The organism is Xanthobacter dioxanivorans (assembly GCF_016807805.1).
GTDB classification, from domain to species: domain Bacteria; phylum Pseudomonadota; class Alphaproteobacteria; order Rhizobiales; family Xanthobacteraceae; genus Xanthobacter; species Xanthobacter dioxanivorans.
Genome location: NZ_CP063362.1, coordinates 3,582,105 through 3,604,585, shown reverse-complemented (window position 1 = coordinate 3,604,585; position 22,481 = coordinate 3,582,105). Strand labels below are relative to the sequence as shown.

Below are 22,481 nucleotides of genomic sequence, written 5' to 3'. Positions count from 1 at the left end.
TGCAAGTCACTAGGGAATGGAAACACCGATGCCGGAGCACAACGCATGAAGCCCGCCCGGTTCGACTATGTTCGCGCCGAGAGCGTCGCCCATGCGGTGGAGGCGCTCGCCCGCGCGGGCGGCGACGGCAAGGTGATGGCCGGCGGCCAGAGCCTGATGCCGATGATGAATTTCCGGCTGGTGCAGCCCTCCGTGCTGGTGGACATCAACCGCATCGCCGGCCTCGACCGCATCGCGCGGCGCGGCGACCGGCTCGCCCTCGGGGCGCTGGTGCGCCACCGCATGACCGCCGAGGACCCGCTGATCGCCCGCCACGTGCCGGTGCTGCACGCCGCCATGAAGCACGTGGCGCACCTCACCGTGTGCAATCGCGGCACCTTCTGCGGCAGCGTCTGCCATGCCGATCCCGCCGCCGAGATGCCCATGATGAGCCTGCTGCTCGACGCCACCCTCGCCATCACCTCCCCGCGCGGATCGCGCACGCTTCCGGCGCGCGACTTCTTCGTCGGTTCGCTCGCCACCGCGCTGGAGCCGGACGAGATGGTCACCGAGATCGAGATGGACATCCCGCCTCCCGGCACCGGCTGGGGGTTCGAGGAATTCGCCCGCCGCCACGGCGACTACGCCCTCGCCGCGGTGGCGGTGACGCTGGAGCGGCGCGACGGCCGCGCCCACGACGTGCGGCTCGCCGTCATGGGGGTGGGCGAGATGCCGGCGCGCCTGGGCGCGGTGGAGGCCCTGCTGGAAGGCGCCACCCTGGACGCGGCGCGGCTGGATGAAGCGGTGGACGCCCTGCGCGCCGCCATCACCCCCACCGGCGACCTCAACGCCTCGGCCGACTATCGCCGGCACCTCGCCGGCGTGCTCGCCCGCCGGGCGCTCAAGGATGCCTGGACCCGCGCCGGGGAGCTGCCGGCATGAGCGCGCGGGCCGAGATCACCGTCACCGTCAACGGCCTGAGCACCACCCGCGCGGTGGACCCGCGCCTGCTGCTCAGCGATTTCCTGCGCCACGAGCTGGGCCTCACCGGCACCCATGTGGGCTGCGAGCACGGGGTGTGCGGCGCCTGCACCATCCTCCTCGACGGGCGCAGCGCCCGCGCCTGCCTGATGCTGGCGGTGCAGGCGGACGGCGCAACCATCGACACCGTGGAGGGCCTCGGCAGCATGGAGGCGCTGGGACGCGTGCAGACCGCGTTCCGCGACCATCACGCCCTCCAGTGCGGCTTCTGCACGCCGGGCTTCCTCATGACCATCACCGACATGCTGCGCCACCACGCTCTGGAGAGCGACGCGCAGATCCGCGAGGCCCTGTCCGGCAACATCTGCCGCTGCACCGGCTACGAGCACATCGTCAACGCCGTGCGCGAGCTGGCGCGCGAGAGGGGACCGCTCAAGTGACCGGCATCGACGCCTCGGTGGAGCTGCGGCCCAGGCTCGTCGGCCAGCGCATCAAGCGCACGGAGGATCCGCGCCTGCTCACCGGCTGCGGGCGCTACGTGGACGACATCACGCCCCCCGGCACCCTGCACGTGGCCATCCGCCGCTCCGACCAGCCCCATGCCCTGATCCGCGGCATCGAGGCGGGCGAGGCCTTCGCCGTGCCGGGCGTGGTCGGCGTGTTCGACGCGAGCGACCTCGACGCCGACATGGCCCCGGCCATCCCCACGTCCCGCATGACGGGCTATTACGCGACGCCCTTCCGCCCGCTGGCGCAGGGCAAGGTGCGCTATATCGGCGAGCCGGTGGTGGCGGTGGTGGCGGAGAGCCGCTACGCCGCCGAGGATGCGCTGGAACACATCGTCATCGACTACGAGCCCCTGCCCTTCGCCATCCGCCCGGCCGAGGCGGCGCAGGACGACGCCCCGCTGCTGCACGAGGAGGCCGGCACCAACGTCATCGTCGCCCGCACCTTCGCCCGCGGCGACGTGGACGCCGCGTTCGCGCGAGCCGCGGTGACGGTGCACGGCCGCTTCCGCATGACGCGCAAGAGCCCCGCGCCCATGGAGAACCGCGCCTACCTCGCCGAGTGGGACCGGCGGCGCCAGGCGCTGACGCTGCATTCCACCACCAACATCCCCGGCATCATCCGCGACGTGCTGGCGTCGAGCCTCGGCCTGCCCGGCAACCGCATGCGGGTGGTGGCGCCGGACGTGGGCGGCAGCTTCGGCGGCAAGGGCTCGCTGAACCACGAGGAAATGCTCGTCTGCGTGCTGGCGCGCAAGCTGGAGCGGCCGGTCAAGTTCGTCGCCGACCGCATGGAGGATCTCACCGCCATGAGCCAGGCGTTCGACGAGCGGATCGACGCCCGGCTCGCGGTGGACGCGGACGGGCGGCTGCTGGGCCTCGACGCCGACGTCATCGGCGACATCGGCGCCTATTCCATCTATCCCTGGACCGGAGCGCTGGAACCGGTGCAGGTGGTGAGCTTCCTGCCCGGTCCCTACCGCATGGAGCACTATCGCGGCCGGGTGCGCGGCGTGCTCACGCCCAAGCCCCCCACCGGCCCCTATCGCGGCGTCGGCCGGCCATCCTCCACCTTCGCCATGGAGCGGCTGATGGACATGGCGGCGCGCGCGCTGGGGCTCGACCCGGTGGAGATGCGCCGACGCAACCTCGTCACCACCGAGGAATTCCCCTACCGCACCGGCTCCGGCATCATCTGGGACCGCTCCGCCTTCCAGGAGTGCCTGGAGGCGGTGTGCCGGCATGTGGACTATCCGGCGCTGGTGAAGGCGCGCGATGCCGCGCGCGCGGCCGGGCGCTGGGTCGGCATCGGCCTTGCGAGCTATGCCGAGCTCACCGGCATCGGCTCGCGCATCGCGGTGGCGCCGGGCATGCCCATCAATACGGGCACCGAGACCGCCGCCATCCGCATCGACGCCACCGGCGCCGTCACCGCCGCCTTCGGCATCTCCTCCCACGGGCAGGGGCTGGAGACCACGCTGGCGCAGATCGTCGCCGACGAGATCGGCTGCCGGCTGGAGGACGTGGAGATCCAGCACGGCGACAGCGCCCTCGTGCCCATGGGCACCGGCACCTATGCCAGCCGCTCCGCGGTGCTCGGCGGCGGCGCCGCCACCAAGTCGGCGCGGGTGGTGCGCGGCAAGCTGCTGAAGGCCGCCGCCCATCTCATGCAGGTGCCGGTGGAGGACCTCGACGCCGAAGCCGGCATCATCCGCGCCCGCTCCTCCAACGCCACCATGACGGTGAAGGAGGTGGCGAACGCCGTCTACTCGCAGATGGGGCGCATCCCCCACGACCAGCGCGAGGACCTCGTCGCCGCCGAGACCTACGATCCGTATCTGGGGACCGCCTGCTCCTCCACCCATCTCGCCATGGTGGAGATCGATCCCGAAACCTACGGCGTCACCATCACCCGCTACGCGGTGGCGGAGGATTGCGGGCGCCTCATCAATCCGATGATCGTCGACGGGCAGGTGCACGGCGCTGTGGCACAGGGCATCGGCGCGGCGCTGCTGGAGGAGGTGGTGCACGACGACGACGGCCAGCTCGTCACCGCGAGCCTTGCCGACTATCTGGTTCCCGTCGCCACCAGCGTGCCGGACATCGGCATCGTCCATGTGGAGGCGGCGCTGCCCAACACCCTCGGCGGCTTCCGCGGCATGGGCGAAGGCGGCACCATCGGCGCCCCCGCCGCCATCGCCAATGCGGTGTCGGACGCGCTGTCCCATCTCGGCATCGAGGTGGACACCCTGCCCGTCACCCCCGACCGCATCTTCCGGCTGGTGGAGGCGGCGCGGGCGAAGGGGATGGGATGAGGCGGGGCTGTGCCGACGCGGCCGACTGCAGGGGTAGCGGACTGCGAGCCGGGCCCCCGCGCAGGGACCCAGCGCAAGGGCTCACCGCGCAGCGGGCGGTGCCCTCTTCCCCTCTCCCCTCGCGGGAGAGGGTGGATCGCGGCGCAGCCGCGAGACGGGTGAGGGGGCTGGTGCCGCTGGGCGCAATTTCTCCGAACCGGGAGAGAGCCTGCCCCCTCACCCCGACCCTCTCCCGCACGGGGAGAGGGGGCGGGCCGGTGCCAGGCCGCCCGGCGGTGGTGTCTTATGAGGCTCTGCCGCCGCCTTTCCCCTCTCCCCTCGCGGGAGAGGGTGGATCGCGGCATAGCCGCGAGACGGGTGAGGGGGATGGTGCCGCTGGGCGCAACTTCTCCGAACCGGGAGAGAGCCTGTGACCCCTCACCCCAACCCTCTCCCGCAAGGGGAGAGGGGGCGGGCCGGTGCCTCACCCCTCCCGCACCATCTCCCGCAGCCGGAAACGGATGATCTTGCCGGAGCCGGTGCGGGGGATCTCGTCCACCTGGTGCACCATGTGGGGGATCTTGTAGGCGGAGAGGCGCGCGCGGCAGTGCTCCAGCAGCGCCTCCACGTCGAGCGCCCCCTCGCGCGACACCGCGTAGAGGGCGGGCACCTCGCCGAGCTGGGCGTGGGGGATGCCGGCGACGGCGCAGTCCAGCACCCCGGCAAACGCCAGCACCACCTCCTCGATCTCGGCGGGGGCGATGTTCTGCCCGCCGCGGATGATCAGGTCCTTGAGCCGCCCGGTGATGGTGACGAAGCCGTTGCGGTCGGCCCGGGCGAGGTCGCCGGTGTGGTACCAGCCGTTGCGCAGGGCCTTGGCCGTCTCCTCGGGCTTGTTGTGGTAGCCGAGCATGACGTTCGGCCCGCGCACGATCAGCTCGCCCTCTTCGCCCGCGTCGAGGTCGCGCAGGCTGGCGGGGTCGACGATGCGCAGCGCCACCCCCGCCAGCGGCAGGCCGCACGAACCCATGATGCGGGTGCCGCCGGCGGAATTCATGGTGACCATGGTGGAGGTCTCGGTGATGCCGTAGCCGTCCAGCAGCGGCACGCCGAAGGCGGCCTCGAAGGTGGCGTTCAGCGTCGCCGGCAGGATGGCGCCGGCCGAGACGCACACGCGCAGGCCGTTGAGGCTGGTGCGTCCTTCCGCCTGTGCCGCCTCCATCAAATAGTGGAACATGGTGGGCACGCCGGGAAACACGGTGAATTCCCCGGTCTCCAGCAGGCGCAATGCCTCGCGGGTGGAGTATTTCTCCAGGATGTACTCGCTCGCCCCCACGGCGAGGATGGAGAGCACCGAGAAGTTCAGCGCGTAGGAATGAAACAGCGGCAGCGGCGAGAGCACGCTGTCGTGCTCGCACAGACCCACCACCGGCCCCCAGCAGGCCGCGGTGATCCACAGCATGCTGCGGGGCGTCAGCAGTACGCCCTTGGCCCGCCCGGTGGTGCCCGAGGTGTAGATGATGAAGCCGGCGGCATCGATATCGTCGGGGTCGCGCGGCGGCAGCGGCGGGGCAGTCCCGGCGAGGTGGTCGAAGCCGAGAGGATCGCCCGCCGGCGCATCGGTGAGGACGAGGGCGCCGACGCCGGGCGCCTGCCCCCGCAGGGCCTCGATTTGCCCGGCGCGGGACGCGGTGGTCACCACGAGGCGGCAATCGGCATCGGTGAGGCGGTAGGCGATCTCCGCCGGGCTCGCCTCGGCAGAGATGGGCACCGAAATGGCCCCGGCGCGGGCGATGGCCAGGCACGCCTCCACCCACGCCACGCCGTTGGGCAGGAAGATCGCCACCCGGTCTCCGGCGCCGACGCCCAGCGTCGCCAGATGCCCGGCGAGGTTGCCGGTGCGCCGGTCGAGGTCGCCATAGGTGACGCCGCCCGCCGCGTCGCGGAACGCGACTTTCGATCCGCGCGCCGCCGCGTGGCGCCTGAGCAGCTCCGCGATGGGAGCGATGAAGTCCGCCTGGAGCATGAAGCCTCCCCGTTCTGGCCGCCGCGCTCTTGAGGTCGCGGTCGTGGTCACACCATGCAGAAGCCGCCGGAGATGGAGACCACCTGCCCGGTGATCCACGAGCCCTTCGGCGAGGCGAGCAGCGCCACCGTGGGGGCGATGTCCTCGGGCTGGCCGAGGCGGCGCAGGGGGTAGAATTTCGTCAGCTTGTCGCGGTTGGCCTCCACCCAGGACTTGTCGTGGGCGGTCTCAATGAGGCCGAGCGAGATGGTGTTGGCGGTGACGCCGGAGCGGCCGAGCTCGCGCGCCAGCGACTTCATCAGCGCGATCACCCCGGCGCGGGCCGCGGCGACGATGGCAAGGCCGCTTTCACCCACCCGCGAGGAGTCCCCCACCACCGCGATGAGCCGCCCGTTTCCGCTCTTCTCCAGATAGGGCACCGCCGCGTGCGCCAGGTGGATGGCGCCATAAAGGCAGGTGTCGATCTGGCTCTTCCATTCCTTCTGGGTGCTGTCGGTGAACTTCTGCCGGATGGCAAGGCCCGCATTGTTGACGACGATGTCGAGGCCGCCGAAATCGGCCGCCACCGCGTCCACCATGGTCTTCACCTCGGCGAGATCCGCCACGTCCGCCTTGTAGGCCTTGGCGCGGCCGCCGCGGGCGGCGATCTCGTCCACCACCGCCTGCGCCTCCTCGGCGGAGTTGCGGTAGTTCACCGCCACCATCGCGCCCTCGCCGGCGAGCGCCAGGGAGATTTCGCGGCCCACGTCGCGCGCGCCGCCGGTGACGAGGGCCACCTTGCCCTTCAGGTTCAGGTCCATGGAAATCGTGCCTCGTTGCAGGTGTTGAGCGATGGCGGGGGACGGCGCGCGGCCGGCCTATTCGTAGGCGTCGGCGCCCTTGCGCAGGCCCGCATATTGCGCGTCGTCATGGCCGCACAGGACGGTGGCGCCCGCCGCCTCGATCCGGCGGATCTCGACGATGGTCTTCACGTGCTGCTCCACGTTCCAGGTGTTCTTGGGCACCACGCCGGCGTCGAGGCTGGACCTGAGGCTCACCGCGTCCGAGGCGAGCAAAAACGGCCCGTCGCGATCCAGCGTCACCAGCGCCCCGGTGAGCCCCGGCGTGTGCCCCGGCAGGGGGATGAGGGTGACGCGGCCGTCGCCGAACAGGTCCTTCTCCCCCTCGATCAGCTCCAGGGGATTGCCCTGGTCCCAGTCCACCGCCAGGTAGCCGGCGGCCTGGGCGTTCTCGGCCTTGGCGGCGGCGAGTTCCAGCGCGTGCACCACCACCGTTGCCTTGCGGAAGAAGCCGTTACAGCCGCAATGGTCGGGATGGAAGTGGGAGCAGATGACCACGTCGATGTCGTCCGGCGCGAGGCCGACGCAGGCGAGCTGCGACACCACGTTGTCGTCGGGGCCCATGATCGGCGTCATGGCCCGCGCCACCCCGCCCCAGCGGCCCTCCGCATCGGTGACCACGGCGGGGTTGCAGCCGGTGTCGAACAGCACGTTGCCCTGCGCATGGCGCAGGAGGAACGAGGACACGGGCAGCTCGATGGTCTCGGCGCGGTCGGCGTCGGGCTGGTAGACGTGCTTCTTCATCCGCAACCGCCCGCCGTTCAGGACATGCATCTTCATGGCTAGTCTCCCTCCCGGCGCTCAGCGCCCCTGGAAGCGCGGCGGGCGCTTCTCGGCGAAGGCGGCGCGGCCTTCCTGGTAGTCGAAGCTGCGCGAGGCCTCGTCGATGAGCCGCTGCGCCGCCGTCACGTCGAGCGCCCCCGGACCCATGGCGAGGCCGTCGAGGATGAACTTGGCGCCGGCCACGGAGAGCGGGGCATTGGCGGCGATCCTGGCGGCGAAGGCGCGGGCGGCGGCGGGGGCGTCGTCCGCCACCTCGTCGGCGAATCCGGTCTTCAGCGCGGCGGCGGCATCCAGCCGGTCGGCGGTGAACAGCAGGCGCTTGGCCTGCGCCAGCCCCACGAGGTTCAAGAGCCGCTGGGTGCTGCGCACGCCGTAGACAATGGACAGCCGCGCCGCCGGAATGCCGAAGATGGCGGAGGGCGCGGCGAAGCGGAAGTCGCAGGACATGGTGAGGTGGCAGCCGCCGCCGAGGCAATAGCCCGAGACCACGGCGATGGTGGGCTTGCCGGCGCCGGCGATGGCGTCCGAGGAGGCGTCCACCGCCTCCTCGTAGGCGATGGACTGCTCCACCGTGTGGCGCACCTTGGGAAACTCGGAGATGTCGGCGCCCACGGAGAAATCGGCGCCCGCCCCGACGAGGAGGATCGCCCGCACCTCCGGGTCGGCGCCCAGCGTGGAGAAGAGGCGCGCCACGTCCTGCCACATGGCCAGCGTCATGGCGTTGCGCTGCGTCGGACGGTTCAGGGTGACGGTGGCGACATGGTCGTGAACGGCGACTTCGATATCGGACACAGCGGGCCTCCTAAAGCGCGCCGTCGCGGGGCGCGACGAGGAGGACAGAAAGCACCGCCCGCAGCTTCTCCGGCAAGGGGACCGGGCGGTTGGTCGCGCGGTCCACATAGACGTGGATGAAATGGCCCTGCGCGCAGGCGAGGTCGTCATCGTCGCGGAACAGGCCGATCTCGTAGCGCGCGCTTGAGGTGCCGAGCCGGCCGACGCGCAGGCCGGCATGCACCAGCGAAGGAAACGACAGGGACGAGAAGTATTGGCAGCGGGTTTCGGCGACGAGGCCGATCACCGGGCTGGTCTCGATGTCCAATGCGCCAGCCTCGATCAGGTAATGGCCGACTGCCGTATCGAAGAAGGAATAATAGACCACGTTGTTCACGTGCCGGTAGACGTCGTTGTCCATCCAGCGCGTGGTGATCTTCCGGAAGTGGCGATAGTCGGCGCGGCGGTGTGGGGCCGCGCGCTCACTCACCGCCGGTCTCCCGGCCGGGCGCGGCGCCGGCTGCGCGGCGCGGACGATCCCCGCAAGCATCGAAACCTCGCACGCTCATCTCCCTCCCAGGGCGCCGCCGGAGGACCGGTTCCGACGATCAATTCATAGCTTGCATTAATAGACTAAAAATGCTCTTGTCAACGCCGTCTTGAGAGTTTCTGCCGTGGGTACCCCCCGTAGATGACGGTTATTCCAAGCGATCAAAGGCTTTGCTGCATTGCGACAGACGAGCCGTCGAGCAGTCTCAAGCATTAGGTTCACCTAAGAAATGGACATGGCGCACGCAGCCGGCCGGCAGGCCCGCTGCGGCCCCAATGCGCAGAAGGGCGCGCGCCAGTCGGGGACACCGGAGGAAACGATGCCCAAGTTCGCCCAGATCACCCTCATGTGCGCCGCGCTCGCGGTGCCGCTGCCGGCGCTGGCCCAGCCGCAGCCTGGCAAAATCTCGAACGACGTGGTGAAGATCGGGGTCCTGACCGACATGTCGGGCCAGTTCTCCCACGAGGCGGGCGAGGGCTCCGTCACCGCCGTGAAGATGGCGGTGGAGGATTTCGGCGGCAAGGTGCTCGGCAGGCCCATCGAGGTCATCGTCGCCGACCACCAGAACAAGACCGAGATCGCCATCGCCAAGGCCAAGGAATGGTTCGATGTCGATCACGTGGACATGATCGCGAACCTGATCAATTCGGCGGTGGCCATCGGCGTTGCCGGGGTCGCGCGGGAGAAGAACGGCATCGCCATCGTCAACGGCTCGGGCTCCTCGCGCCTCACCGGCGATGCCTGCACGCCCAATTCCATCCACTATGCCTACGACACCTACGCGCTGGCCGTCGGCACCGGCAACGAGCTGATCCGCCAGGGCAAGAAGCGCTGGTTCTTCCTCACCGCCGACTACGCCTTCGGCCACGCGCTGGAGGCCGACACCGCCACCGTGGTGAAGGCCGGCGGCGGCGAGGTGGTGGGCGCGGTGCGCTATCCCATCAACACCCTCGACCACGGCTCGTTCATGCTCCAGGCCCAGGGCTCGAAGGCCGACGTGGTGGCGGTCGCCGGCTCCGGCACCGTGTTCATCAACGCGGTGAAGGCGGCGCGCGACTTCGGCCTCACCCAGTCCGGCAAGCAGGTGCTGGCGGGGCTTTTGGTGTGGATCACCGACATCCACGCCATGGGCCTTCAGGCGGCGCAGGGGCTGGTTCTCACCAATGCCTTCTACTGGGACCGCGACGAGGAGACCCGCGCCTTCTCGAAGAAGTTCGAGGCGAGGATGGGCCGCAAGCCGCACATGGGCGATGCCGGCGACTATTCCTCCACCATGCACTACCTGAAGGCGGTCCAGGCCGCCGGCACCGACGAGGCGCAGGCGGTGATGGCCAAGATGCGCGAGTTGAAGGTGAACGACTTCTTCGCCAAGGGCGGCACCATCCGCGCGGACGGCCGCTTCATCCACGACATGTACGTCTACCAGGTGAAGACGCCGGCCGAATCCAAGGGCCCGTGGGACTATTACAAGCTGGTCAGCGTCATTCCCGGCGAGAAAGCCTTCCGCCCGCTGTCGGAAAGCGCCTGCCCGCTGGTGAAGAAGCCGTGAGGCGCGCGGCGGCGCCGGGCGGTCAGTCCTCGCCGGGCGCCGCGTCCACGAAGATGCGCTCCATGCGGTCGCCCGCCTGGGGCGCGCCGAACCGGGCCGGATCGTAGTTCAGCCGGTAGCGCATGGCGTGCGCCTCGATCGGCTTGCGGCAGCGGTCGCAGATGACCACGGCGCTGAAATCGTGGCCGCAGTCGCGATGGGTGAGGATGAGCGGCGGATCCCCGCCCGCCAGCCACCGGTCGCCCCAGGCCGCCATGGTGATGAAGGCGCCGTAGAGGTCCTTGCCCATCTCGGTGAGGCGATACTCGTGGCGCTCCGGCAGGTCCTGGTACTTGCGCCGCTCGAACACCCCGCGCGCCACCAGGCGCGAGAGGCGCTCGGTGAGGATGTTGGGGGCGATCTTCAATTCGCTCTGCAGCTGGTCGAACCGGCGCACGCCGAAGAACGCCTCGCGCAGGATCAGGAAGCTCCAGCGGTCGCCGATGATCTCCAGCGCGCGCGACACCGAGCTCGGCCGCCCGCGGGAGAAGTTCGCCGATTCGGCCGTGCGCCGCGCCCGCTTCATGGGCTCCAGCGGCGTGCGGCCGGCGCCCGGCCCGTCGCGATAGGTGACCCGCGTCGCCTTCACCTCCGCGAGGCAGTGGGAGCAGGCCACATAGGGCTGGCACGCCTGCCCGCAGGTGGCGTGGATGAGCTTGAGCGGCGGCCCCTCCGGCCCGGCCAGCCAGCGGTCGCCGAAGCCGATCAGGGCGACGAAGCTCGGATAAAGGTCCATGCCGCAGCGGGTGAGGTGATACTCGACCCGGCTCGACTTGGCGGAATAATGCACCTGCCGGAAGATGCCGCGCAGGGTGAGGCGCTTCAGCCGCTCTGAGAGGGTGCCGCGCGGCAGGCCCAGCGCCGTGCGGAACTCCTCGAACCGGCGCGCCCCGAAGAACGCCTCGCGGATGACGAGGAAGCTCCAGGCATCGGACACGATGGCGATGGTGCGGCCCACCGAGCAGTTGCGCTCGAACAGCTGGGCGCCGCCGCGGCTGCGCACTCCACTGCGCGCGTCACGCGGCACGCTGGCGCGCTCCTCGGTCGACATGGGCGCTCCTGTCCCTGCGCGGCTCTGCTTCGGTCCAGATATAGTATCAACCCGGCCCGACCGCACGCGCCGCGGGGAGGCAATTCGGCGCATCCGCCCCCGCCTCCCGGACGCGGGCCCTTGAGACGCCGGCCCCCCGAAACGAAAATCCCGCGGCGGGCGCAAGGCCGGCCGCGGGACGAAAGCGGGAACCGCGGTGGCGCGGATGTCAGCCCTGCGACTTGCGGGCCTTCATCTGCTGGGCGATGGCGATGATCTCGCCCACAAAGCCGCGGCGGAACAGGGAGACGGCGAGGACGAAGATGACGCCCTGGATCACCAGCACCCATTCGCCGAGGCCGGCCAGGTAGTTCTGCATGGTCACGATCACCGCCGCGCCCACCACCGGGCCGAGGATGGTGCCCATGCCGCCCACCAGGGTCATCAGCACCACTTCGCCCGACATCTGCCAGGCCACGTCGGTGAGCGAGGCCAGCTGGAACACCAGCACCTTGGTGGAGCCGGCAAGCCCCGCCAGCGCCGCCGAGAGCACGAAGGCGAGCAGCTTGTACTGGTTCACCCGGTAGCCCAGCGAGATGGCGCGGGGCTCGTTCTCGCGGATGGCCTTGAGCACCTGGCCGAACGGCGAGTGGATCGCCCGGTAGATGACCAGGAAGCCGAACACGAAGATCGCCAGAACCAGGTAATAGAGGTTGATGTCCTTGGAGATGTCGATGAGGCCGAACAGCGCCCGGCGCGGCACCGCCTGCAGGCCGTCCTCGCCGCCGGTGAACTTGGCCTGGAGGCAGAAGAAGAAGAACATCTGCGCCAGCGCCAGCGTCACCATGGCGAAGTAGATGCCCTGGCGGCGGATGGACAGCAGCCCGGCGAGAAAGCCCAGCACGACCGAGAACAGGACGCCGGCGGCGAGGCCCAGCTCCGGCGAGAAGCCCAGCACCTTGACGGTGTGGGCGCACACATAGGCCGAGCCGCCGAAGAACATGGCGTGGCCGAACGACAGGAGCCCCGTATAGCCGAGCAGCAGGTTGAAGGCGCACGCGAACAGCGCGAAACACATCACCTTCATCAGGAACACGGGGTAGACGCCGAACGGCGCGACCAGCAGGACCAGGACGGCGAGGATGCCGAACACGAGCCCGTAGTTCACGCCCGCCTCTGCGGGAGCGGCGGCGGCGGGGGGAGCGGGATGGGTGGAGGATGAAGTGCTCATCGCGCCCTCACTTGGCCGTGCCGAACAGGCCGGCGGGTTTCACCATGAGCACGAGGGCCATGATGACAAAGATCACGGTGGACGAGGCCTCGGGGTAGAACACCTTGGTGAGGCCCTCGATGACGCCCAGCCCGAAGCCGGTGATGATGGCGCCCATGATGGAGCCCATGCCGCCGATCACCACCACCGCGAACACCACGATGATGAGGTTGGAGCCCATGGTGGGGCTCACCTGGTAGGCGGGCGCCGCGAGCACGCCGGCGAGGGCGGCAAGGCCCACGCCGAAGCCGTAGGTGAGCGTGATCATGCGCGGCACGTCGATGCCGAAGGCCTGCACCAGGTCCGGCCGCTCGGTGGCGGCGCGCAGGTATGAGCCGAGCTTGGTGCGCTCGATCACGTACCAGGTGGCGATGCAGACCACGAGGGAGGCCACCACCACGAAGGCGCGGTAGTTGGGCAGGAACATGAAGCCGAGATTGGTGCCGCCTGGCAGCGGGTTGTTGTAGGGCAGGCCCGACGAGCCGTACTGCCGGCGGAACAGGCCCTCGATGATGAGGCCGAGGCCGAAGGTGAGCAGCAGGCCGTACAGGTGATCGAGATGGTAGAGCCGTTTGAGCAGCGTCTTCTCGATGGCCATGCCGATGATCGCCACGATGATCGGCGACAGCACCAGCGCCCCCCAGAAGGGGATGCCCAGATAGTTGAGCAGCATCCACGCCCCGAACGCGCCCATCATGTACTGGGCGCCGTGGGTGAAGTTGATCACGTTCAAAAGGCCGAAGATCACCGCGAGCCCGAGGCTCAGCATGGCGTAGAACGCGCCGTTGATCAGGCCCAGAAGCAATTGCCCGAACAGGGCCTGGGGGGGAATGCCGAGTAGCTCGAACATCGATGATCCGTCTCGTCAGGAAGAGGCGGACCGGCCCTGAAGGCCAGCCCGCCGGTGTTTCAGGTTCAGCCCTTCTTGACGAGCGGGCAATCGCTCTCGCTCAGCGGGCGGAAGGCCTCGTTCGCCGGAATGGTGGCCTTCAGCGTGTAGTAGTCCCACGGGCCCTTGGACTCGGAAGGCTTCTTCACCTCGTACAGGTACATGGGATGAATCGTGCGCCCGTCGGCCCGCACCTCGCCCTTGCCGAACAGCGGGTCGTCGGTGGGGATGTCCTTCATCTTGGCCACGACGGCGGCGCCGTCCTTGGCCGACTTCAGAGCTTCCACCGCCTTGAGGTAATGCAGCGTGCCGGCATAGACGCCGGCCTGCACCATGGTGGGGCGCTTGCCGCCGTTGGCCGCCGCGAAGGCGTCGGCGAACTTGCGGTTGGCGTCGGTCTGGTCCCAGTACCAGGCCTCGGTCAGGGTCAGGCCCTGCGCGGTCTTGAGGCCGAGGGAATGCACGTCGGTGAGGAAGATCAGCAGGCCCGCGAGCTTCTGGCCCTGCTCGACGATGCCGTATTCGGCCGCCTGCTTGATGGAGTTGATGGTGTCGCCGCCGGCATTGGCGAGGCCGACGATCTTGGCCTTGGAGCTCTGCGCCTGCAGCAGGAACGACGAGAAGTCGGCATTGTTGAGCGGCACCTTCACGGAGCCCACCACCTTGCCGCCGTTCTCGGTCACCACCTTGGAGGTGTCGCGCTCCAGCGCGTGCCCGAATGCATAGTCGGCGGTGAGGAAGAACCAGGTGTCGCCGCCGGTCTTCACGATCGCCTTGCCGGTGCCGTTGGCCAGCGCCCAGGTGTCGTAGGTCCAGTGCACGGTGTTGGGCGTGCAGGCCTTGCCGGTGAGGTCGGAGCTGGCGGCGCCGGAATTGATGAAGACCTTGTTCTTTTCCTTGGTCACGCCGGCGACCGCGAGGGCGACGCCGGAATTGGGCACGTCGAGGATGACGTCCACCCCGTCCACGTCGTACCACTGGCGGGCGATGGACGTGCCCACGTCCGCCTTGTTCTGGTGGTCGGCCGAGACGACCTCCACCTTCAGGCCCTTGGCGGCGGCGCCGAAGTCCTCGACCGCCTTCTTGGCGGCCCAGACCGAGCCCTGGCCGCCGAGGTCGGCGTAGAGGCCGGACTGGTCGTTGAGCACGCCGATCTTCACCGGTGTCTGTGCGCTGGCCGCGCCGGCGCCCGCAAGGCAGCTGGCCGCCAGGAAAATGGCTGCAAGACGCATCTGTTCTCCTCCCGCCGGCTTCGAGGCCGGCTTCTCTCTGTCAGGAACCCGGCTTCAGACGCCGAGGAACGCTTCGAGACGCGCCGCGTTTTCCGCGATCTTGTCGTTGGGCACCATGTCCACCACGCGTCCGTGCTCGACCACGTAGTGGCGGTCGGCGACGGTCGAGGCGAAGTGGAAGTTCTGCTCCACCAGCAGAACCGTGAACCCCTTCTTCTTGAGGGTCCTGATGATCTCGCCAATATGCTGCACGATCACCGGGGCGAGCCCTTCCGTGGGCTCGTCCAGCAGCAGCAGCTTGGCGCCGGTGCGCAGGATGCGGGCGATGGCCAGCATCTGCTGCTCGCCGCCGGACAGCTTGGTGCCCTGGCTGTTGCGCCGCTCTTCCAGGCGCGGGAACAGCTCGTGGATCTCGTCCACGGAGAGCCCGCCCGGCAGCACCACGGGGGGCAGCAGCAGGTTCTCGCGCACCGAGAGCGAGGCGAAGATGCCGCGTTCCTCGGGGCAGATGGCGATGCCGAGGCGGGCGATCTTGTTGGGCTGGAGCCCGACCGTCTCGGTCCCCTCGTAGCGGATCGAGCCGGCGCGCTTGCGCAGGAGGCCCATGATGGCGCGCATGGTGGTGGTCTTGCCGGCGCCGTTGCGGCCGAGCAGGGTCACTACCTCGCCGGGATGCACGTCGAAGGTCATGCCGTGCAGCACGTGGCTCTCGCCATAGTGGCCGTGCAGGTCCTTGACCGACAGGAGGGGGGCTCCGTTCGCGGGTGCCATTCTAATGTGCTCCACCGGTGCCCATGTAGGCCTCGATCACCTGCGGGTTCTTCGACACCTCGGAATAGGGTCCCTCGGTGAGGATCTCGCCGCGGGCGAGGACGGTGATCCGGTCGGACAGGTCCGACACCACCGAAAGATTGTGCTCCACCATGAGCACGGTGCGGCCCGCCGACACCCGGCGGATGAGGTCCGCCGTGCGGGCGATGTCCTCGCGGCCCATGCCGGAGGTGGGCTCGTCCAGGAGCAGCATCTCCGGCTCCAGCGCCAGCGTGGTGGCGATCTCCAGCGCCCGCTTGCGCCCGTACGGCAGCTCGACGGCCAGGTGCCGCGCATACTGCGTCAGGTCCACGTCGGCGATGAGCGCCATGGCCCGGTCGTTCAGCGCGTCGAGGCTCTTCTCCGACTTCCAGAAGTGGAATGAGTTGCCGATCGGCCGCTGCAGCGCGATGCGCACGTTCTCCAGCACCGAGAGGTGGCCGAACGTGGCGGAGATCTGGAACGAGCGCACCATGCCGAGCCGGGCGACGTCGGCCGGCGGCGTGCGCGTGATGTCCCGCCCGTTCAGGCGGATGGTGCCGCGCGTGGGCTCAAGAAACTTGGTGATCAGATTGAAGCAGGTGGTCTTGCCCGCGCCATTCGGCCCGATCAGGGCGTGAATGGTGTGTCGCCGGATCTTGAGGTCAACATTCTTGACCGCAGCAAATCCTTTGAATTCCTTCGTAAGACCTGATGCTTCAACGATGTAGGGCACGTCTGAGACAGTGTCCATGATCGTAGGGCGCCCTCGCTGTTCCCGGCCCTGACGCGCTCCAGGTGAGCGCCGGCCACATTCCTCGGATCGGGCATCTTGAGCGATGCGCTTGATCTTGCGGCGCAAGGTAGCATGCCGCGCCGTGACCGCGTCAATAGACTGCCCGGACGCGGCATGTCTAGGGCCATCTTACGTTACCGTACGGCGAGCCACAGCCCTTTACACAAGCGTGCGGTGCACTTCGTCCGCAGGTTGAAATGCGGCGGATTATGCCCGCAAAGTGCGGGCCTGGGCGTGGTAGGCCTCGTTGGGCCGCATGTCGGTGGCCGAGGCGATGCGGTTCGACATGTTGAAGAAGGCGGTCACCGCCGCCACGTCCCAGATGTCCCGCTCGCTCAGGCCGACGCGGCGCAGGCCCGCGCGGTCCTCTTCCTCCACCTCGTGCGGCCGCTCGGTGAGCTTCACCGCGAAGTCGAGCATGGCGCGCTGGCGCGGATCGAGCCGGGCGGCGCGATAGTTCATCACCATCTGCTCGCCGAGGATGGGATCGCCGGACAATTGGCGCACCGCCGCGCCATGGGCGGTGAGGCAGTAATAGCAGCGGTTCACGCTGGACACCGCCACCGCGATCATCTCCCGCTCCAGCTTCGAGAGGCCGGAGGGCGCCAGCATGAGGTCGTTATACATGGCGGCGAAGGCCGAGAGCTTCGGAACATCGAACCCATAGGCCTGCAGCACATTGGGAATGAAGCCGAGCTTCTCCATGCACTTGTCGAAATAGGCGCGGTTCGCCGGATCAAGCTCGGCGGGCGGCAGGGCAAGGGCGATGGCCGGCGCGTCGTCGCGCAGCCGGGCCGGCGCGGCGGCGGCAGGCACCACCGAGACCGGGGCAGCCGCCTTCGCCTTCGCCCGCGGGGCGGCTTTCGCCGGCGTCCGCGCCTTCGCGGCGGCGGGCCCCGCGGCCGGCTTCGCCTTCGCGGTCACCACCGCCTCTTTCTGAGGCGCGCCTTTATTTGCAGCAGTCCTGCTTTTGCCCTTTTCCGCGCCCACCCCAACCTTCACCTTCGATGCCATAGCGTCGCCTCGTCATTCTTGCGTCGCCGCACTGCGCCAGAACGTCTCCCGTGCCCGCCATCGGGGCACGCCGTCCGGCAGCGGCGGACCTCACTGGGGAAAGGTCATGAACATCATGGGATTTCAAGCCGGCGCGGACAACTGGAACAGCGGCTCCGGACGCTCCGAGCTCATGGCCCGGCTGGCCGCCGAGCCGTCGGCCCCGCCCGAGGGCTTCGCCGATGTCTTCATCGCGGCGGTGGCCCCGGAAGACCTTGCCCCCCTCACCCCCGCCTGCCTCGCGGTGCTGCTGACGCAGGCCTGGTCCCACGTGGCCGGCCGTCCCGCCGGCCGCCCGAGCGTGCGGGTGTTCAATCCGCAGCTCGCGAGCGGCGCCGTCACCGTGGTCGAGGCGGTGAATGACGACATGGCCTTCCTGTTCGATTCGGTGGCCGGCGTCCTCGCCGAGCGCGGGCTGGAGCTGAAGCTCGCCGCCCATCCCATCCTGCATGTGGAGCGAAACGCCGACGGGGCGGTGACCGGGCTGGAGGCGCCCACTAGCCGGGGCGAGCGCTCCGAGGACAATCGCGAGAGCCTCATCCACATCCATGTGGCCGCCATCGGCGAGGCCGAGCGCGAGCACCTGGCGCAGATGCTCGCGCGGACGCTGGCGGACGTGGGGGCGGCGAACGAGGACTTCGCCGCCATGCGCAAGGAGATCAGGAGCCTCTCCAAGGGCTACCGCCGCGAGAAGCGCCCCTATGCCTCCGACGCCCAGGAAGAGGCGGCGGACGTGCTGGAATGGTTCACCGAGGACAATTTCATCTTCCTCGGCCTGAGGCATTACGAGCTCACCGCCGATGGCGGCCTGGAGGCCGAGCGCAACAGCGGCCTCGGCATCCTGCGCGATCCCGGCGTGCACGAGCTCAGGCTCGGCGACGCGCCGGTGGTGACCACCCCGGAGATCAAGGCCTTTCTCGAAGGCCCCTCGCCGCTGCTCTTCACCAAGGCCAGCCTGCGCTCGCGCGTGCACCGGCGCGACGTGATGGACTATGTGGGCATCAAGTCCCACGACGAGAAGGGCCGCCTCGTGGGCGAGGTGCGCCTCATCGGCCTGTTCGCCGCCACCGCCTACACCCACTCGGTGCGGGACATCCCCTTCCTGCGCCTGAAGGCGGCCTCCGTCATCCGCGGCGCGGGGCTGGAGCCCGACAGCCATTCCGCCCGCGCCCTGCAGACGGTGCTGGAGACCTATCCGCGCGACGACCTGTTCCAGATCGACGCCGGCACGCTGCTCGACCACGCCCGCGAGGTCCTCTCCCTCTACGATCGCCCGCGCCTCAAGGTGCTGCCGCGCGCCGACCGCTTCGACCGCTTCGTCTCGGTGCTCGCCTTCCTGCCGCGCGAGCGCTTCGATGCCCAGGTGCGCGACACGGTGGGCGCCATCCTCGCCCAGGCCTACGGCGGCACGGTCTCCTCCGTGGACCAGGACTTCGTCACCGGCCTGCCGCTGATCCGCGTGCATTACGACATCGGCCGCAGCGGCGGGCGCATCCCGCAGGTGGACCGCGCCGCCCTGGAGCGGCAGGTGGCCGACGCCATCCTTTCCTGGAGCGACCGCCTGTCCGCCGCCATCTCGGCCCTGCCCGGCCTCGGCGGCGAGGCGGCGGCGGATCTCATCCAGCGCTACGCCGGCGCCTTCGGCGCGGGCTACGAGGCGGCCTACGACGTCACCACCGCCCTCGCCGACATCGACCGGCTGGAGCGTCTCTCCGCCGCCCGGCCCATCGCCCTCGACTTCTACCGCCGGCCGGAGGACGACGAGCGCCGCATCTCGCTGCGCCTGCTCTCCTTCGACGCGCCGCTGCCCCTCTCCACCCGCGTGCCCATGCTGGAGAACATGGGGCTCAAGGCCATCAACGAGCGCACCTACCGCATCGAGCCGGAGGGCGCCGCCGCGCGCTCCTGGCTGCACGACATGACCCTGGAGCGCGCCGACGGCGGCTCCATCTCGGTGGAAGGCTCCGCCGAGCGCCTGGAGGATTGCCTCAACGCCGTGCTGCGCGGCACGGCGGAGAATGACGGCTACAACGGCCTCGTGCTCGACGCCGGCCTCACCTTCCGCGAGGCGGCGCTGGTGCGCACCCTGGGCCGCTACCTGCGGCAGGCGGGCATCCCCTTCTCGCAGGACTATATCTGGCAGACCCTGAACGCCCACCAGGCGCTGGCCGGCCACATCGTGGCCCTGTTCGAGGCCCGCTTCGACCCCGCCTTGGATCGCTCGGCGGAAGCCCGCGCCGCCCGCGAGGCGCCCCTGCGCGCCGCCATCGACGAGGCGCTGGCCGCCGTGTCCAGCCTCGACGAGGACCGCATCCTGCGCCGCTTCGTGAACCTCGTGGACGCGGCCATCCGCACCACCTACTTCCAGCGCGACGACGAGGGCCGGCCGAAGGACGCCATCGCGGTGAAGTTCGAGAGCGCCCGGGTGGAGGGCCTGCCCCTGCCCCGCCCGCTCTACGAGGTGTTCGTCTATTCGCCGAGGGTGGAGGGCCTGCACCTGCGCTTCGGCAAGGTGGCGCGCGGCGGCCTCAGGTGGTCCGACCGGCCGCAGGACTTCCGCACCGAGATTCTCGGCCTGGTGAAGGCCCAGCAGGTGAAGAACGCGGTGATCGTGCCGGTGGGCGCCAAGGGCGGCTTCGTGCCCAAGCGCCTGCCCCCCGGCGGCAGCCGCGAGCAGGTGTTCGCCGAGGGCACCGCCGCCTACGAGGTGTTCGTCTCCGCCCTCCTCGACCTCACCGACAACCTGAAGGCCGGCGCCCTGGTGCCCCCGGCCGATACGGTGCGCCTCGACGGCGACGACCCCTATCTGGTGGTGGCCGCGGACAAGGGGACCGCCACCTTCTCCGATACCGCCAACGCCATCTCCGCCCGCCACGGCTTCTGGCTCGACGATGCCTTCGCCTCGGGCGGGTCGGTGGGCTACGACCACAAGGCCATGGGCATCACCGCCCGCGGCGCCTGGGAGGCGGTGAAGCGCCACTTCCGCGAGATGGACATCGACATCCAGACGACAGCGGTGACGGTGGCCGGCGTCGGCGACATGTCGGGTGACGTCTTCGGTAACGGAATGCTGCTGTCGCAGGCGCTGAAGGTGGTCGCCGCCTTCGACCACCGGCACATCTTCCTCGACCCAAATCCGGAACCCGCCACCTCCTTCGCCGAGCGGCGGCGGCTGTTCGACCTGCCACGGTCATCCTGGGCGGACTATGATGCGGGGCTCATCTCGAAGGGCGGCGGCGTCTTCCCGCGCAGCGCGAAAAGCCTTGATCTGTCAGAGGAAATCCAGGCGCTGCTGCGCTTCTCCAAGGCCCACGCCACCCCCGCCGAGCTGATCACCGCCATCCTGAGGGCGCCTGTGGATCTTCTCTTCTTCGGCGGCATCGGCACCTATGTGCGGGCCGCCTCCGAGACCGACGCCGAGGTCGGCGATCGCGCCAACGACGCCATAAGAATCAATGCCTTGGAGCTCAGCGCCAAGGTCATCGGCGAAGGCGCCAACCTCGGCATGACCCAGCGCGGCCGCATCGAGGCGGCCCGGCGGGGGGTGCGGCTGAATACCGATGCCATCGACAATTCCGCCGGCGTGAACACCTCGGACGTGGAGGTGAACATTAAGATCGCCTTGGCCCAACCCCTTGAAAGGGGCGAGCTTTCCACCCCCGACCGGGCGGCGCTGCTGAGGGTGATGACGGACGAGGTCGGCCACCTCGTCCTGCGCAACAACTACCTGCAGACCCTGGCGCTGTCCCTCGCCGAGCAGAAGGGGGCGGACGACCTCGCCTTCCAGCAGCGGCTGATGCAGATGCTGGAAGCGCGCGGCGAGCTGGACCGGGCGGTGGAGTTCCTGCCCTCCGATCCCGAGATCGCCGACCGCCGCTCCCGCGGCGAGCACCTCACCCGGCCGGAGCTGGCGGTGCTGCTGGCCTACGCCAAGCTCACCCTCTCCGCGGACCTCGTGGCCTCCAATGTGCCTGACGATGCTTATCTTTCCGGCGAGCTGGTGAACTACTTCCCGCACGAGATCCAGCAGCGCTACCCGCACGCCATCGAGACCCACCGGCTGCATCGGGAGATCATCGCCACCGGCCTCGCCAACGCCATCGTGAACCAGGGCGGGCCCTCCTGCCTCGCCCGCATCGCCGACCAGACCGGGGCGGACGCGGCCACCATCGCCCGCGCCTTCGCCGCGGTGCGCGACAGCTACCACCTGCCGGAGCTGAACGCCGCCATCGACTCCCTGGACAACACCGTGCCCGGCGCGGTGCAGCTCGGCCTCTACGGCGGCGTGCAGGACCTGATGATCGGCCGCACCATCTGGTTCCTCGGCAACGTCTCCTTTGCCGACGGCATCGCCGGCGTGGTGGAGCGTTATCGCACCGGCATCTCGGCGGTGGCGGCGGTGCTGGAGGCGAGCCTGCCCCAGGCCTGGCGGGCGGGCCGCGAGGCGCGCATCGCCGAGCTCGTGGCGCAGAACGTGCCAGAGGATCTGGCCCGGCGCCTCGCCTTCATGCCGGCCATGGCGGCGGCCTCCGACATCGCGCTCATCGCCGAGACCACGGGCAAGGCGATCCCCAGCGCCGCCACCACCTTCTTCGCGGCGGGACGCTATTTCGGCATCGACGACCTCGTGGTGCAGGCCCGCTCCATCGTGGCGCCGGACTATTACGACCGCCTCGCCCTCGACCGCTCGCTGGCGCAGCTGGAGACCTTCCTGCGGCGCGTCACCGAGCAGATGCTGGGGAACGGGGTGGCCGGCGAAGCGGCGGTCGACGCCTTCGTCGCCGCGCGGCGCGACGAGGTGGAGCGCATGCGCCGCACCGTACGCGACATCGCCCAGTCCGGCCTCAGCCTGTCCAAGCTGACGCTGGCGGCGAGCCTGCTGGGAGATCTTGTGCAGCGATAAGGGGTTGCCCGGACACGTCGCGGCACCGAAGCGGGACCGGGAGGGCCGTCGCAGGCCGCGGACGAACGGCAACCCCATCCCAGGGGTCGAATCCCGTCTTGACAGCCGCTCCGCCGGCTGAACAGGCGAAGGGCGTCTGGGCACGGGACCGCGCCGCAACCCGTTGCGACGGTTTGCCGTCCCCGGGGGATGCTGGCGCGGG

17 protein-coding genes are annotated in these 22,481 nt (G+C 69.6%); 5 read left to right on the top strand and 12 right to left on the bottom strand.

Features of this window, described 5'->3' with window-relative positions:
• Positions 1-45: 45 nt before the first annotated feature.
• From EZH22_RS16740 to EZH22_RS16730, 3 genes are read left to right on the top strand one after another with little or no spacing between them, the layout of a single operon-like run.
• On the top strand, positions 46-921 hold the full coding sequence (locus EZH22_RS16740; protein WP_203191673.1) for an FAD binding domain-containing protein: 876 nt from the start codon (positions 46-48) through the stop codon (positions 919-921).
• Positions 918-1,400, top strand: coding sequence for a (2Fe-2S)-binding protein (locus EZH22_RS16735; RefSeq protein ID WP_203191672.1), 483 nt, complete (start codon positions 918-920; stop codon positions 1,398-1,400). Before EZH22_RS16740 ends, EZH22_RS16735 begins: the two co-directional genes overlap by 4 nt.
• A complete protein-coding gene (locus EZH22_RS16730) occupies positions 1,397-3,781 on the top strand; it encodes a xanthine dehydrogenase family protein molybdopterin-binding subunit (protein WP_203191671.1) in 2,385 nt (794 codons plus the stop codon). Before EZH22_RS16735 ends, EZH22_RS16730 begins: the two co-directional genes overlap by 4 nt.
• A 463-nt stretch (positions 3,782-4,244) precedes the next feature.
• On the opposite strand, the gene EZH22_RS16725 is transcribed toward EZH22_RS16730, so the two are convergent.
• Genes EZH22_RS16725 through EZH22_RS16705 form a run of 5 tightly spaced genes read right to left on the bottom strand, consistent with a single transcriptional unit; the run spans position 4,245 to position 8,669 of the window.
• Positions 4,245-5,786 carry a class I adenylate-forming enzyme family protein gene (locus EZH22_RS16725; protein WP_203191670.1) on the bottom strand — a complete coding sequence of 514 codons (1,542 nt, stop codon included), beginning with the start codon at positions 5,784-5,786 and terminating at the stop codon, positions 4,245-4,247.
• Positions 5,787-5,833: 47 nt separating this feature from the next.
• Complete coding sequence (locus EZH22_RS16720; protein WP_203191669.1) at positions 5,834-6,586, bottom strand: SDR family NAD(P)-dependent oxidoreductase; 753 nt, start codon at positions 6,584-6,586, stop codon at positions 5,834-5,836.
• Between the two features lie 57 nt (positions 6,587-6,643).
• Positions 6,644-7,405, bottom strand: coding sequence for an N-acyl homoserine lactonase family protein (locus tag EZH22_RS16715; protein ID WP_203191668.1), 762 nt, complete (start codon positions 7,403-7,405; stop codon positions 6,644-6,646).
• A gap of 21 nt (positions 7,406-7,426) precedes the next feature.
• On the bottom strand, positions 7,427-8,200 hold the full coding sequence (locus EZH22_RS16710; RefSeq protein ID WP_203191667.1) for an enoyl-CoA hydratase-related protein: 774 nt from the start codon (positions 8,198-8,200) through the stop codon (positions 7,427-7,429).
• Positions 8,201-8,210: 10 nt separating this feature from the next.
• Positions 8,211-8,669 (bottom strand): acyl-CoA thioesterase, encoded by a 459-nt coding sequence (locus EZH22_RS16705; protein ID WP_231711009.1) that lies wholly within the window; start codon positions 8,667-8,669, stop codon positions 8,211-8,213.
• 406 nt (positions 8,670-9,075) lie between these two features.
• Between EZH22_RS16705 and EZH22_RS16700 the strand changes: the two genes are divergently transcribed.
• A complete protein-coding gene (locus EZH22_RS16700) occupies positions 9,076-10,278 on the top strand; it encodes an ABC transporter substrate-binding protein (protein ID WP_203196589.1) in 1,203 nt (400 codons plus the stop codon).
• Positions 10,279-10,300: 22 nt separating this feature from the next.
• On the opposite strand, the gene EZH22_RS16695 is transcribed toward EZH22_RS16700, so the two are convergent.
• The 7 genes from EZH22_RS16695 to EZH22_RS16665 all read right to left on the bottom strand — a co-directional run bounded on the left by EZH22_RS16695 (position 10,301) and on the right by EZH22_RS16665 (position 17,142).
• On the bottom strand, positions 10,301-11,368 hold the full coding sequence (locus tag EZH22_RS16695; RefSeq protein ID WP_203191665.1) for a winged helix-turn-helix transcriptional regulator: 1,068 nt from the start codon (positions 11,366-11,368) through the stop codon (positions 10,301-10,303).
• Between the two features lie 208 nt (positions 11,369-11,576).
• The gene (locus tag EZH22_RS16690; RefSeq protein ID WP_203191664.1) at positions 11,577-12,578 is read right to left on the bottom strand and encodes a branched-chain amino acid ABC transporter permease; all 1,002 of its coding nucleotides are present in this window, start codon (positions 12,576-12,578) and stop codon (positions 11,577-11,579) included.
• A gap of 7 nt (positions 12,579-12,585) precedes the next feature.
• Positions 12,586-13,467, bottom strand: a complete 882-nt coding sequence (locus tag EZH22_RS16685) for a branched-chain amino acid ABC transporter permease (RefSeq protein ID WP_203191663.1) — start codon at positions 13,465-13,467, stop codon at positions 12,586-12,588.
• A 65-nt stretch (positions 13,468-13,532) separates the two neighbouring features.
• The gene (locus tag EZH22_RS16680; protein ID WP_203191662.1) at positions 13,533-14,738 is read right to left on the bottom strand and encodes an ABC transporter substrate-binding protein; all 1,206 of its coding nucleotides are present in this window, start codon (positions 14,736-14,738) and stop codon (positions 13,533-13,535) included.
• 54 nt (positions 14,739-14,792) lie between these two features.
• Positions 14,793-15,509, bottom strand: coding sequence for an ABC transporter ATP-binding protein (locus EZH22_RS16675; RefSeq protein ID WP_203191661.1), 717 nt, complete (start codon positions 15,507-15,509; stop codon positions 14,793-14,795).
• Between the two features lies 1 nt (position 15,510).
• Positions 15,511-16,281 (bottom strand): ABC transporter ATP-binding protein, encoded by a 771-nt coding sequence (locus EZH22_RS16670; RefSeq protein ID WP_203191660.1) that lies wholly within the window; start codon positions 16,279-16,281, stop codon positions 15,511-15,513.
• A gap of 249 nt (positions 16,282-16,530) precedes the next feature.
• A complete protein-coding gene (locus EZH22_RS16665; RefSeq protein ID WP_203196588.1) occupies positions 16,531-17,142 on the bottom strand; it encodes a peroxidase-related enzyme in 612 nt (203 codons plus the stop codon).
• A 301-nt stretch (positions 17,143-17,443) separates the two neighbouring features.
• On the opposite strand from EZH22_RS16665, the gene EZH22_RS16660 reads away from it, so the two are divergent.
• Complete coding sequence (locus tag EZH22_RS16660) at positions 17,444-22,279, top strand: NAD-glutamate dehydrogenase (protein WP_203191659.1); 4,836 nt, start codon at positions 17,444-17,446, stop codon at positions 22,277-22,279.
• Positions 22,280-22,481 lie beyond the last annotated feature (202 nt).

Excerpts from the sequence above, each read along its gene's own strand:
- EZH22_RS16740 (WP_203191673.1), top strand. The coding sequence starts at position 46 with ATGAAGCCCGCCCGGTTCGACTATGTTCGCGCCGAGAGCGTCGCCCAT.
- EZH22_RS16735 (WP_203191672.1), top strand. The coding sequence starts at position 918 with ATGAGCGCGCGGGCCGAGATCACCGTCACCGTCAACGGCCTGAGCACC.
- EZH22_RS16725 (WP_203191670.1), bottom strand. The coding sequence starts at position 5,786 with ATGCTCCAGGCGGACTTCATCGCTCCCATCGCGGAGCTGCTCAGGCGC.
- EZH22_RS16720 (WP_203191669.1), bottom strand. The coding sequence starts at position 6,586 with ATGGACCTGAACCTGAAGGGCAAGGTGGCCCTCGTCACCGGCGGCGCG.
- EZH22_RS16715 (WP_203191668.1), bottom strand. The coding sequence starts at position 7,405 with ATGAAGATGCATGTCCTGAACGGCGGGCGGTTGCGGATGAAGAAGCAC.
- EZH22_RS16700 (WP_203196589.1), top strand. The coding sequence starts at position 9,076 with ATGTGCGCCGCGCTCGCGGTGCCGCTGCCGGCGCTGGCCCAGCCGCAG.
- EZH22_RS16695 (WP_203191665.1), bottom strand. The coding sequence starts at position 11,368 with ATGTCGACCGAGGAGCGCGCCAGCGTGCCGCGTGACGCGCGCAGTGGA.
- EZH22_RS16690 (WP_203191664.1), bottom strand. The coding sequence starts at position 12,578 with ATGAGCACTTCATCCTCCACCCATCCCGCTCCCCCCGCCGCCGCCGCT.
- EZH22_RS16685 (WP_203191663.1), bottom strand. The coding sequence starts at position 13,467 with ATGTTCGAGCTACTCGGCATTCCCCCCCAGGCCCTGTTCGGGCAATTG.
- EZH22_RS16680 (WP_203191662.1), bottom strand. The coding sequence starts at position 14,738 with ATGCGTCTTGCAGCCATTTTCCTGGCGGCCAGCTGCCTTGCGGGCGCC.
- EZH22_RS16675 (WP_203191661.1), bottom strand. The coding sequence starts at position 15,509 with ATGGCACCCGCGAACGGAGCCCCCCTCCTGTCGGTCAAGGACCTGCAC.
- EZH22_RS16670 (WP_203191660.1), bottom strand. The coding sequence starts at position 16,281 with ATGGACACTGTCTCAGACGTGCCCTACATCGTTGAAGCATCAGGTCTT.
- EZH22_RS16660 (WP_203191659.1), top strand. The coding sequence starts at position 17,444 with ATGAACATCATGGGATTTCAAGCCGGCGCGGACAACTGGAACAGCGGC.